Annotated in this window: 7 protein-coding genes; 2 read left to right on the top strand and 5 right to left on the bottom strand. The window is 53.7% G+C overall.

The genetic code is table 11. The annotated features are described in order from the left end of the window. The coding region (locus AAF564_07715; GenBank protein MEM8485422.1) for a hypothetical protein at window positions 1–613 on the bottom strand (613 nt) is incomplete at its 3' end. A 139-nt stretch (window positions 614–752) separates the two neighbouring features. Here AAF564_07715 and AAF564_07720 point away from each other — a divergent pair. Further along, complete coding sequence (locus tag AAF564_07720; protein ID MEM8485423.1) at window positions 753–2,885, top strand: pyrroloquinoline quinone-dependent dehydrogenase; 2,133 nt, start codon at window positions 753–755, stop codon at window positions 2,883–2,885. A 598-nt stretch (window positions 2,886–3,483) separates the two neighbouring features. Here the strand turns inward: AAF564_07720 and avd are convergent. Further along, entirely contained in the window at window positions 3,484–3,828 is a 345-nt protein-coding gene (gene avd, locus AAF564_07725) for a diversity-generating retroelement protein Avd (GenBank protein MEM8485424.1), read from the bottom strand. Window positions 3,829–3,855: 27 nt separating this feature from the next. Then, window positions 3,856–6,114, bottom strand: coding sequence for an SUMF1/EgtB/PvdO family nonheme iron enzyme (locus AAF564_07730; protein MEM8485425.1), 2,259 nt, complete (start codon window positions 6,112–6,114; stop codon window positions 3,856–3,858). A 409-nt stretch (window positions 6,115–6,523) separates the two neighbouring features. Here AAF564_07730 and AAF564_07735 point away from each other — a divergent pair, with 409 nt between their 5' ends. Next, window positions 6,524–9,424 carry a PA14 domain-containing protein gene (locus AAF564_07735; protein MEM8485426.1) on the top strand — a complete coding sequence of 967 codons (2,901 nt, stop codon included), beginning with the start codon at window positions 6,524–6,526 and terminating at the stop codon, window positions 9,422–9,424. A gap of 84 nt (window positions 9,425–9,508) precedes the next feature. On the opposite strand, the gene AAF564_07740 is transcribed toward AAF564_07735, so the two are convergent. Together AAF564_07740 and AAF564_07745 are read right to left on the bottom strand one after the other, a co-directional pair. Further along, window positions 9,509–11,131: a lipase family protein gene (locus tag AAF564_07740; GenBank protein MEM8485427.1), complete on the bottom strand. Its 1,623-nt coding sequence runs from the start codon at window positions 11,129–11,131 to the stop codon at window positions 9,509–9,511. 207 nt (window positions 11,132–11,338) lie between these two features. Next, window positions 11,339–13,090: a redoxin family protein gene (locus AAF564_07745; protein MEM8485428.1), complete on the bottom strand. Its 1,752-nt coding sequence runs from the start codon at window positions 13,088–13,090 to the stop codon at window positions 11,339–11,341. Window positions 13,091–13,184 lie beyond the last annotated feature (94 nt).

A 13,184-nucleotide genomic window follows, 5' to 3' on the forward strand; every position in this document is an offset into this window, starting at 1 on the left:
CGTGGCCGTTTGCTTCGGAATAGCTCTCCATAAACACGTTGGTCTCCGCCGGATCTAATTCCACCCTGAATTCCTCGTCACGGATGATGAAGGGCTCTACGTTTTCATTGAGTCCGCCATATGCTCCCACTGGGACCACCGCTATATCAACCACTGGCGGGTGGTTCACAAAGTAGGCTTTAGCCAGCCGTACAATGGCACCGTCTCGCGGGTAATAACCAATCCCATCGTGATGCAAAAACAAGCTGCCGCCGGCTAAAACATACGCCTCAATAGCTTCCTCCTCTTCGGGCGTCAACCACCCATATTTCCTCGGATCCGGCTCTCTGGTCTCTAATTTTTTGTAGTCGTCGATATAATAACGACTCAAAACAATCAGGTCGTACGTGGAAAGTGCATCAAAAGGCACATCGTAATCGGGTATGACATCCGTAACATATCCTTTCTTATTCAATTGCCCCACAATGGCGATGTCCAGCGGCGCAACGCCATGCCAGAAGTCTCCGAGTATGGCCAGTGCTTTCTTAGCGGGTACCGTTTGCCCTGTAGCCACAAGGATGAACGTTGTACTTAAAAACAGGGCGAAAATTGATACGACAAGGAGCTTTTTCATTGTTTTACGCGGAATACTAACAGGTCCAAAACCCTTTCAATATAGCCTCTCGTGGAATTTTTAAAGCCATTTTCGAATAGCACAGCGTTTTTTTATAGATTAGAGGCACGTGACTCCCTTAAAATCCATCTACTCCGCCATGACTGTCCGATGCCACCAAAGCGGTGCCTCGCCGCGAATTTCTGTTAGCATCATAACGTTGGTTCTACTCGCTGTCACAATAGCCGGCTGCACCCCGCAACATCCCACGCCCATCGGCGCCGGCGCAGACTGGGCGGAATACCTCGGCCACAACAGCAGCAGCCAATACTCTTCGCTTGATCAAATAACAAAAACCAACGTCGCCCGGCTTGAAGTTGCCTGGGAGCACATCACGGGCGACAGCGCGCAATACCAGGCGAACAACCTTGTCATTGACGGCGTCGTGTACACCCCAACACCAGGCCACCTACTCACTGCGCTCAACGGCGCAACGGGCGAGGAACTCTGGACCTTCGACCCGGATTCCGTCACTGAAGTACAACCCTCCCGGTCGTCACGCGGACTCATGTACTGGAGCAATGGCGCGGACAGCCACTGGGTGTTTGTCGGCAAAGGCCCCCGGCTCTACGCCGTTGATGCCAAAACCGGTGCGTCCATTTCTTCTTTTGGAGAGGGTGGCTCGGTGCACATGGGTGGCATGCTGGATGTGGAAGGTGAACCCACAGTGCGGTTGCATACCCCTGGCTACATTTACAACGACATGATGATTATGGGTACCGCTGTACCCGAAGACACGCCGGGCGCCGTCCGTGCCTTTGATGTCCGCACAGGCGAGCGAAAGTGGATTTTCCACACCCTGCCACGACCGGATGAGCCTGGCTCTGAAACCTGGCCCGAAGGATACCTCGACAAAACAGGCGGCGCTTCCGACTGGTCGGGCATCGCTATCGACACTGAGCGCGGCATTGTGTATTCCTCCACAGAAACAGCCGGCCCCGATTTCTACGGCGGCGACCGCTGGGGGAAGAACCTGTACGCCAACTCCCTCATCGCCATCGATGCCAACACGGGCGAATACATGTGGCACTTCCAGTTTGTACACCACGACCTGTGGGACATGGATGCCCCAACCCCACCCAACCTGCTCACTGTGGTACATGATGGCGAACTACGGGACGTTGTTGCGCAGGGCACCAAAATGGGCTACCTCTATGTTTTCGACCGCGTAACCGGCGAACCGCTCTGGCCCATTGAAGAGGAGCCGCAAGCAGCCTCCCAACTTCCGGACATGAAAGCATGGCCTACGCAGCCCCGGCCCACCAAACCGGCGCGCCTGATGCGGGACCGGTATACCGAAGATGATGTATCCAACATCTCCCCGGAAGCAAATCAGATGACTACTGAGTCGCTTGCGAGAATGGGCACCTATGGCGCATTTCCACCACCAAGCCTCGACCAGACCATTATTTTTCCCGGTTATGACGGCGGCATGGAATGGGGTGGCGCAGCAATTGGCCCCGGTGGTATGCTGTACGTCAACATCAACGAAATCCCCTGGTTTTACCAGCTCGTAAAAACGCGCAGCGATGGCGGCGCGCCTATATCGCGCGGCGAAATCCAGTATCGGGTGCGGTGTGCCTCGTGCCATGGCATCAACCGCGCCGGCGATCCGGGCGGTGGTTTCCCCGGACTCATCGACACCCCCAATCGCCTCTCCAAAGAAGCCGTAGCACAACTCATCGCCAACGGCGGTGCGCGGATGCCGGCCTTCGACCACCTGCCCGACAACGACCGCGCGGCCATTGTTGACTTCCTGTACGGCGAAGCGCAACCTGAAGCAGACGCATCAGACGAAGACCTCCAGCCCTACATCTTCCGCGGCTTCCACCGCTGGCAAGACGACGAAGGCTATCCGGCCATCAAACCACCCTGGGGTACGCTCAATGCAGTCGATTTGAACACGGGTGAAATCAAGTGGAAAGTCCCGCTCGGTGAGTACAAAGAACTCACCGCCCGCGGCATCCCACCCACCGGCACCGAAAACTACGGCGGCCCCGTAGTCACCGCGAGCGGACTCATTTTCATCGGCGCCACAGCCGACGAAACCATGCGCGCCTTCGACGCTGAGACTGGCGAGATCTTATGGGCGCATGACTTGCCGTTTGGGGGCAATGCCACACCGAGTACTTACATGGTTGATGGCAAGCAATACGTGATTATCTCGGCAGGTGGCTGGAAGACCAACCGCCCAGCCGGCGGCTCGCTGGTGGCGTTTGCGCTGCCGGATTGAGCGAGGTTCGTGCCTTCCCCCACGTCATGCCGGACTTGATCCGGTATCCACAGGCATGGCACAACTCATCGTATCACCATGCGGGCTGCTTGCCCAGATCCTTCGCACGGCTCAGGAGGACATGGGGGAGTGCCTGACCCGGTGGGATCCTTCGCCAGTTCTGGAGGACAGCGAAAGTGCAGGGTGGCTTTGCAACCACGCGTCGACCACCCCCTCCACGTCATGCCGGGCTTGACCCGGTATCCAGAAAGGAATGCCGAGTGGCTTTTTTGGGGGGTAGCACACTGCCATCTCACGCTACGTCAAAAAACAACGCTAAGTCCCTCCACAAAACCGCCCCGCGCCCCCTATCCCTTTCATAGGCCGCGCACTGCGTGCGGGTTCATCGGATCATCGTTCATCGGGTTCATCGACCATCGCGGAAGGGAGAACCACGATCCGAAAACCGTGGCTGCTGTAGCGGTTATCTGGATTGTTGTTGTTGCGCGCGGAGCAACGACAGTTGTTCGTGTTGTTGTTGAACGAACCGCCGCGCAAAACGCGTTGCTTCGAGCCTGCCCCCGCAATAAACACAGCACGCGACTGTGTGATTGCCTTTTTAACGTTCCGCTTTGATCCAGCCGCCCATAATGCGGCCCACTTCGTCCACCATCAGCGAAACGTGTTTGTATTGCCCCGGCGTCAGCCATTTCCAGCGTTCTGCCAGCCGCAAATACAACCGTACTTTGGCCAGTGCCTCATCTGCCAACCGTAACCGCTGCCGGCGTTCATTCCCTTTGCGTGCATTCGCCTCTTCGAGGCGTTCTCTGACATCAAATGCGGCATTCAACAAGCGCTGCGTAACCGTATGCCGGTGCGCCTTCGGGAAATGATTGGTCACCGGCAATAGCCAGGTCAACAAATCAAACGTGCGGGTGAATATAGGCATTTGTTCGTGTTTCATAAACCTGTACCATTCGATTCATCGCGTTCATCGTCCATCGTTTTCATCGGTCATCGGGGAAGAGAGAACCACGATCCGAAAACCGTAGCTGAGGTCGCGGTAATCCGGATAGTGGAAGTTGCGCGCAGAGCAACGACAGTGGTACGAGTTGAGGTCGAACGAACCGCCGCGCAAAACGCGTGATCTCCCCTTATCAGGCCCAGTAGGATCAGTTAAAACGCTATCCCCCCGCTTCTTGTATTCACTTTCATCAAACCAATCCTGACACCATTCCCAAACATTGCCCGCCATATCTACACAACCAAAAGGACTGTCGCCGTCCGGAGAAAAAGAACCTACCGTTGATGTTGCGCCCGTGCCGGTATTGAGCTTTTTCTCATCCCACGCGTCACCCCAGGGATATATACGATCATCCTCCATACCACGGGCAGCCTTTTCCCATTGGGCCTCTGTTGGTAACATCACTTCTCGACCAGTTTTATCTCTTAACCACGCACAATACGCAGTTGCATCATCCCAGCTTACGTTGACAACAGGATGATCGCTCAGGTCTGAAGGGAAACTTCCTCCACTCCAATGGCTTGGTTCGCGGTGTTTCGTCTCTTGCACAAATGCTTGATACTCTACGTTAGTTACTGGAAATTTACCTATTCGGTAAGCACTCGTGTTCACTTTATGTTTGGGTAGCTCTCTTTTGAATTCATGACCTATTTTCTTTTGCTGCTCAGGCGTTGTCCCCATCCAGAACTCTCCGGCTGCAATAGGCACAGTATCAGGCTCGTACTCAAACGGTTGATAATTGCTTTCGGGGACAATTTCAGGAGTTGTTTTAATGCTCCGGGTCAGCGTGAAATAGCGGCGCAGTTCGTCCAGCGGGAGCGATTCAAACGAAGCATCTGGGAGCGCAAGGTTTGCCTCCATAATGCGTTTGAGCACCGGATCACTGACGTATGCCTGCAAAGCTTGCGGCGGCTCTGGCGTTTGTCTAACTGATTCAGGCTGCGGGGTTTTGTCGGCTGCGCTTTCGCGCAACGCTCTGAAATATCCATCCAGGTCGCGCAGCAGGCGCGGGGTTTGTTTGATGCGGTCGTACACCGCCGGCACCGCTTGCTGTAGCGCTACCACCTTCGCCAACCGGATCGGGCGGATTTGCTCTGCTTCCTGTTTTTGCACCAGCTTCCAGAGTAACAGGAACGTGTTTACCGTGCGTTTCACCTGCCGGGGACTTTCACCCATGCCTTCTGCAAACACTTCGGCACACGCGGGATCGGGCCAGTCTTTGACCAGCTTTTGCACAAACTCCCGCATCACGTTGCCTTCAATGGGAGGAATCTCAAAAGGTACCTGGATTATTTTTTCGAGGTACCGCCGGCCTTCCATGGCGTACTCTGGGTCCAGATCGATACGTTTTTCATCGTTCCAGCCCAACTCGCGGTACTTGATCTCCACACCCCGGCTGATGACACCATGGTCCAGCCCGAGGACAAAGAAACACCCTTCCACATCCATAAACAGCTTGATCGACTCCAGGACCTCGATGGATTTATCGGGCCGGCAGCGATCGAGATCGTCAATAAACACCACGAGTTTTCGGCCGGTGTCGCGCAGCGTCTCTTTGATCAGGGTCCCAAACGCGTCCTGAAATTCTTCGAGGGAGCGCATCCGTTCGCGGTGTTCTTTGTACCGCTCGCTTTCTATGGTTTCAAACAGGGTTTTGAGTTCGTTTTCGGTAGGCGTTTTGTCGCCTTTCAGCAACGCCGGCAACAGCGGCCCAACCAGTGGCACCATGCTTAACCCCATGCGCAGTACTGCCTGGCCTGCGCCCTGCGCCATCTTCCCCCAGTTGAACTGCACCTCACCCGGTTTTTCTACTTCGATGGCGTGGTACAGGCTGCGTTCGATGGTATCAAACCTTTTCTCGCGTGCTTTCTTTTGTTTGGCCGTCTCTTTTTCGATTTCCAGCCGGCGTACCGTATCCAGCACACGCAAAATCAGGGCACGCCACAGCGCCTCTTCGCGGTCATACTTCCAGGCATCAAACCAAACCACAGGAAAGTTTTTGGACGCCGTATGGGTTTGCAATTCACTCTGCACCATCCGCATGAGCGTTGTCTTCCCCGAACCCCACTTGCCGTAAATCCCAACGGTCATGGGTGTGGTTGCATCATCACTCGCAATAAAGTCTGTCAGGGTTTCAACATACGAGCCGACGTTGAGCAAGTCGTTGGCTAAACTTTTCTCTGGCAAATCGCCGGCAAGCGCACTACTCTCTTTGTACTGGGACATCGATTCCACTTTCTTGTATCACTGGATACTTAAATATAGCAAATCCATGCATCCTGGAGGATGCATGGATTTGCGGTTGAAAGTTGCAGGTTTCTGGTTACAGGTTTTTGTAAAGAAGTGCAACGTGTGTTATCACTTCTCAAACACACCGTTTGCCATACCTGTGGATCCCCAGTCAAGCTGGGGATGACGGTCTGCTCGGGCCATTTCAACAATGAAACCCCATTTCCACCCATCCAGCCCAAAAACTTTCAACCTGCAACTTGTAACCTTCAACCAATCCCTCGAAGAATCCATAAATTGCGCTGACACGCAGGTCTTGATTTAACAGGAACCTTATGTTTGAAACTTCCCCACCTGTTCGTTTGATACGAGGGGTACACGAAATACAATCAAACCCATTACACACATGAAGCCCGCCAACCTCAATTGGTTTTTTGTACTTCTCCTTTTAGTTTTTTCAGCCTGCCGGCCCAGCTACGAGCCTGACGAATCAGCTACCGTTTTCCGCTCGGTGCTCGATGAGCGGCCGCGGATGATTACCATGAAGCTCGATGATGCCCTGTGGACGGCCTACAGCGCTGAAACGGGCGCACTCTACCGGGTCTGGCGCGATGGGGTCGACTTTAGTGGCGCCGTCTACACAACCGCCCATGGTCCCCAGCCTACCAGTGAAGGCCCTGCGTATCTCGTGACCAATACACCTTCTCCGTGGATGATCAGGCAGGCCGGCGTATCCGCTGCGCCGCAGGTACGCTACAAAGGCCACGCAGAACGCGATGGCCAACAATCCATTCAAGTTGAATTACGCGCTACTGATGGCGCTACCATGCTCGTCACCGAAGCCCCCTCTTTTGTCACCGACAACGACGGTAACCCTGGCATGGAACGCGTTTTCACTGTAGAAAATGCGCCGGCTAACGCAGAAGTCATGCTTGCCGTAACCCTCAACTCTCTACTGAACGACCGCAGCTTCTCCACCAATGGCGGCTTTGAAGTTTCTGAACAAGAGGACGGGAGCCTTAGCGGTTGGCTTACCCTCCGCAACGGCGAGAGCACAACCTTCACGAGCTACTTCGGCGAACCGGCTGTAGTTCGGCCGCAAGAAGAGGGCCCAGCAAAACCCTACGGCTTGCAGCTCATTGAAGGCAGCGATTGCGCAGCCTGCCACAATGCTGAAGTGCAAACAGTGGGGCCCTCCTATGTGGCTATTGCTGAGCGTTATCCCAAAGACGACCTTACGGTAGTTCGCCTCGCTGGCAAAATTATCTCGGGCGGCTCTGGTGTTTGGGGCGAAGTATTAATGACGCCGCATCCAACCCTTGAGCAGGAAGATGCCAAGCGCATGGTTGAATATATCCTCTCGCTCGGCGGTGCAGAAAATACGAGTGGCGGCCCGCTTGATGTGCCCGGCGATATCTACCCGCTGACAGAACAACGGGACGGCAGCAATGGGCTCGCTGTGAATATGTACGCAATTACTAACAGCCCTAATTCCCTTGAAACACTCGAACTTTCAGATGCCCCGTACTACTCGGGTATCGTGCCGGCCCTGCACGCACCCAACGAAGGGTATATGGGCGATGTACGGATCAATTTCTTTGTATCGGTTACCGGTTTCATCACCATCGAGGAGTCGGATAACTATGTATTCCGTCTGGTTGCTGACGACGGCGCGCGTTTCTATCTCGGGGACCGGATGCTTATTGACCACGATGGGCTGCACGGTCCTGAACCACGCGACAGCGAACTGCTGCTCGACGCCGGCACCTACCCGATCCGGGTCGACTTTTTCCAGGCTGGTGGCGGTGCTGCACTTTCCCTGCAATGGGCCAAACGCGGCGATGATGGGTTCTCAGTTATCCCAAATGAAGTGCTAACCTACAGCCAGGACGACCTCAAAGAAGCTGTCGAATATGCGGTACTGACGGGCAACGACGACAAGCGGCCTGGCGACCAGATGGCGCTCAAAGATGTTCACCCGAGCTTTGCTGTGGAAACCATCCGGCCAGACAGTTTTGAGCCGATGGTTGGTGGCCTCGACGTCATGGATGACGGCCGCGTTGTCGTAAGCACCTGGGACGGTGAAGGTGGGGTCTACCTCGTATCCAACATCAACCAGCCAAACCGCGACCAGATTGAGGTAAAGCAGATTGCCCGCGGGCTGGCCGAGCCACTTGGGGTAAAAGTGGTTGATGGTGAGGTTTATGTCCTCCAGAAACAAGAGCTCACCCGACTCGTGGACGAAGACGGCGATGACGTTGCAGATGTCTATGCAACGGTTGCCAACGACTGGGGCGCAACCGGTAACTTCCACGAGTTTGCCTTTGGCCTCGTCTACAAAGACAACCACTTCTACGCTACGCTGGCAACCGCCATCCTGCCCGGCGGGGCCAGCGCTGATCCGCAAGATCCGGATCGTGGCACCGTGGTCAAAATCAACAAAGACACGGGGGATGTGGAATTCATCGCCAAAGGATTGCGGACACCAAACGGCATTGGACTCGGCATCAACGACGAAATTTTTGTCGCAGATAATCAGGGAGACTGGCTGCCGGCGAGCAAGGTTGTGCACATCGTTGAAGGGGAGTTCTATGGCTCACGCTCCGTTGACTTTGAAGGCACTGCAGGACTCACCGAAAAGAAACCGGTGTCCTGGCTACCGCAAGATGAAATTGGCAACTCGCCGTCCCAGCCGGCCATCCTGAACGTTGGCCCCTATCAAAACCAGATGATCCACGGTGAAGTTACGCACGGTGGTATCAAGCGCGTGTTTGTGGAAGAGATCGACGGACAACTTCAGGGCGCGCTGTTCCGCTTTACCCAGGGACTGGAAGCCGGCGTCAACCGCCTCGTCTGGGGACCGGATGAGAAGCTGTACATCGGCGGCATCGGCAATCCGGGCAACTGGGGGCACGTGGGTAAAACATGGTTTGGCTTGCAGCGGATGACGTACACAGGCAACCCGGTGTTTGAAATGCTCGCGATTCGCGCGGCGTCAGACGGATTTGAAATTGAGTTCACCGAGCCACTTGCTGATGGCGTGGGTGAACAGGCCGCTGATTATAACATCACGCAGTTTTATTATCTACCAACTGCTGAATACGGTGGACCCAAACGAAGCGAGCGCTCTCTGCCGATGGAAAAAATCGAGGTCTCAGACGACCGCAAACGCGTCAAGCTCACCCTCGGAGGGTTACAGCCTGACCACATGGTGTACTTCCGCCTGAACGACGAAACGTTCAGCAGCGAAGCCGGCCGGTCGTTGTGGACCACAGAAGCATGGTACACACTGAACCGGATTCCGTAAGTATACCCTTCGACACACATTCAAAACCCTCTCTACGGCGATCTGCAATAGAGAGGGTTTTGTATTTTCGGCGACTGCGGAGATTTAACCCAAAGCGCCGAGCTTGTCATCTACAATCGAGCAGGCAAACTTGAACAGGTATTGTGAGATGCCGTGGTCGCTCACTGCACCTTCGTCAAATCCGCTTGATGAGTAGCTCACCCGATCCAGTTCATTGTCAGGCGTCAGGTCGTCTATTTCCAGATGCGCCAGGGTCTGCTCAATTTCAGCGGCAGCCACTTCCATCAACTCCTGGTTTGCGACCATACTCTCCACACCTTCAGCAATTTCTGCCAGCCCGGATAACGCGTGCCCGCTATCAAACTGCTTCGCCGGCATTACTGTATGCCGAAACCCGAGCCAGCGCGTAGGAATTTTGGTGACAATGTCGGTGTTGTTGATATGCAAATAGGTGCGATCTTTCAACAGCGACTTGTAAAAATCGCAAAACTCATCATTACCCACGCGAGGCGCTCCGTATGTATAGACTGCCGCAACTTTCCGCCCCTCGTGGGCAAGCGCACAGGCTGTGAGTTGCGCAATGGCTGCGCCGAGGCTGTGGCCGGTAACAAAGATCGGCCGGCCGGCTTGCTCAGCCTCCAGGCTATCCAGCACAGCCCCGAGGTCATTTTTGATGCTTTCAAATGCACGATTAAACCCGACATGTACGCGCCCCTTGCGTTTGTCATCGAGGAAAGGCTGTTTGCGGAGATTCAAATCGGTCAGAAAATCCCGAGGCTCTTTGGTGCCTCTGAAGCTGACTACAATATGGCTGTCTTTGACGGCAACAAACCCCTGCGTATCTGTATTTCTGTTTTCAATCCAGTGCACGGCGTCAAAGCCCCACTGTGGCGCTGTCAACATATCCCGAACATACCCTTCACGCATGTACGCCAGTTGGCTGCATTCCGACATCCAGATGGCATTGGCTTTCGTGTACGATACAGCATCTGATGCAAACGGGAACAGCATACTCGGGATCACATCATCGCGGCCATACCTGCGGTGGTTCATCACCTGCCCCACATCGCGCAACGAACGCGCGCCGCTCCATCCTTTTATACGTCCCCACGCAGCACACCGAACAGGTTTGTCAGGGTCGTCGATCGTCATGAGGGTTTCGACAACTTTGTCGCCCTCTTTGACTTCTTCCAATTTAATACTGAACAGATCAGCATACTCCTGTGTCCATTCAAAAACGTTGAACGCATCTTCGTGCGCTTTCAACGGAATGGGACCATCTGTATTAACGCAGTAGTGCTGATACAGCCGGCGCACAGCTTTTGCCTGGTCCGGACCATTGGTCAGCATGTTATCAAAGAGCAACATCGACTCCGCCAGCTTGGTAAAGTCTCGCTCTTCGTAATACGCTTCTTCATAATAGGGCACCGCCACTTCTTTTTTGTGATGCGCCAGGGCCATTAAAAACTGTGGTTTGTCAGCCTGTTCGAGATACAGCTTGACCAGATCAGAAATAGTGGATGCGGTTGGAGGGAGCAGTTCATCGAACGTGCCGGATAATTCTGTGAGCATAGCAGGTTTGGTAGATGTACGGGCAAAAGCAGCCTGAGAGAAAACAAGACTTCCCAGCGTTGCAGTTGTAGTTGTGCCGATAAATTTACGACGGGATAGTCCGGTACCGTGCGCCTTTTTGCGGGGGCCTTTCATGGCTGCGTACCTGGTTTAATAGCAGAAAGATAGCGCGCAATTTCAACACGGCTTTTACTTTTGAAACACGCTGTTTGTACCCGGATATGCAAGCAGTCTTCAGCTACAGTTGTGCTTTTGTATCCGAGCTTCTCTATTAAACACACGAAGCCCGCTGTAAAAGGCTCATAACCCTTGATTGGTAGTTTAACACACCAGCAGGCAATGCTACAACGGCACCTCATCCACCGACTGGATTTGGGAGACAATACGCCCGGTGTTGTCGATGAGGTACTTGGTGGGGAAATAATCTACCGTGAAGTGCGACGAAATGGGATTGGCGGGGTCGTCGTAGAGCAGGATATAGTTGACGCCTTTGTTTTTTGCGATGCCTTCCAACGTCCGCCGGCGGCTGGCAATTTTATTTTGGCCGGCTTCAGATTCATGGGTAATATATCCCCCCAGGTGCAGCGCATCCTCTGCAACGGAGACAAATACAATATCATCACGATTGACGATCTGGTTCTGGAACGCGACAAAGTCAGGAATATCACCAATGCAAGGCGGACAACTGGTTGACCAGAAATCGAGTACTACGGTCTTGCCATTGAGGGCAGCAAGGTCGAAGGTTGTTGAATCGGTTAGATTGGTGTACAGGCCGGCAAACTGTACCGGATCCCCTTCTCCTTTGATTACAGACCGGCCCATCGTTGCGAGTTGCATTTCGAACAACGCTGAATCGTCTGTAGCTGGCAGCCGGCCGTACCATGCAGCCAAGGAATCATCGGGGACAAAAAAGCCCGTCGTTTCGCGGGCGATAAATGCCAGCGTCTCTTTTGCTGCGTCGATGTCACCACGGTTAACATGTTGGTCCAGCAAGGTTCGCGTCATAGTCATAACCCGTACCTTTTGCCAGCTAAGGCTCAGATTCGCTGCAGCAGTATCCTGAAGCACGGCCGCGAGTTGCGCGTGGGCTTCATCCAGTGCCCCGGCTCTCGCGCTCCGCTGAAAGTTTATGTCAACAGCATACGTTGCAATACGATCTTGCTCTCGCTCCAACGTTTTGCGCCATACAGACCCTTCCATTTTCATGAACCGATTCATTTGCTCTGGTAGTTGCGTATAGACAGCGTCGAGATGGTCCCAGGACGCATCAGAAAGTCCATAACAGTAGACCGGAGCAAGCGAAGAAATACCGCGACTCAATACGGGCGAGTTACGCGGGTCGTCAGAAGCCTTCACCATTTCCAATTCCCTCAAGTAGGCTGGCAGCGCATAGTTTGTCTGAACGTGACACGACGTCAATTCCGTTGACACGAACCCTTCAGAAATATTGGTCATATACAGATACAAATACGTTCCGCTGGTCAGGAAATTGAACGCGGGGTAATACAGCCGGCTCTCCTTAGCCCAGCGTTGCTCTGCCCAGGCAAACAAGCTATCGACACCCTCGATCGTGTCGCTCGCGAAGTTCTGATCTTTAAGAAATAACTGAAAGAACTCTGTCTGTTCACTACTGATTTCGTAGAGATTGAACGATGTATTCCGATACTGCTGCAATCCCCAGTGTTTAACCGTATCCTGGCGCTGCATACCTGCCTCCGGCCGAATATATCTGTCTTTGTGTTGATCTTCCCAGTACCCAACACTTGCGCCGAGGGCATATCGATACTTGATGGGTTCACCAGCAGGCAAATCCACTTCTATCCAGTATGTGGTATCCGGATTCTCATTTAGCCGCAACGTTTTGTCAGCCCTCTTCCAGTTATTGAAACTGCCGGCCAGAAACACATCAGTTTTACTAACCTTTGGAAATTTCACGTGAAAGCGAACAGGCACACAGTTGCCTTCACACGCGTAAGGCGGATCTTCCTCTAAACGGGCTAGCTCTTTGAAAAAGTAGCCGGCCATCACAACCATAAACAGCGCTAACGTACCAAGCGTAAACGCCTTAAACAGAGAAGTCTTTGTTGCTACCATAGCAGGAAAAGAAAGGCTATATCAGAAGTTAGCAGTGTAGATTACGTAACGCCGCGAAGTTCTAAAAGTAAACGAGGGATGCAGGGATTGGTTA

The sequence above is a fragment of the Bacteroidota bacterium genome, from assembly GCA_039111535.1.
Classification (GTDB): Bacteria; Bacteroidota; Rhodothermia; order Rhodothermales; family JAHQVL01; genus JBCCIM01.

Coding starts and splice junctions, on each gene's coding strand:
- AAF564_07735 (MEM8485426.1), top strand. CDS start 6,524: ATGAAGCCCGCCAACCTCAATTGGTTTTTTGTACTTCTCCTTTTAGTT.
- AAF564_07730 (MEM8485425.1), bottom strand. CDS start 6,114: ATGTCCCAGTACAAAGAGAGTAGTGCGCTTGCCGGCGATTTGCCAGAG.
- AAF564_07740 (MEM8485427.1), bottom strand. CDS start 11,131: ATGAAAGGCCCCCGCAAAAAGGCGCACGGTACCGGACTATCCCGTCGT.
- AAF564_07745 (MEM8485428.1), bottom strand. CDS start 13,090: ATGGTAGCAACAAAGACTTCTCTGTTTAAGGCGTTTACGCTTGGTACG.
- AAF564_07720 (MEM8485423.1), top strand. CDS start 753: ATGACTGTCCGATGCCACCAAAGCGGTGCCTCGCCGCGAATTTCTGTT.
- avd (MEM8485424.1), bottom strand. CDS start 3,828: ATGAAACACGAACAAATGCCTATATTCACCCGCACGTTTGATTTGTTG.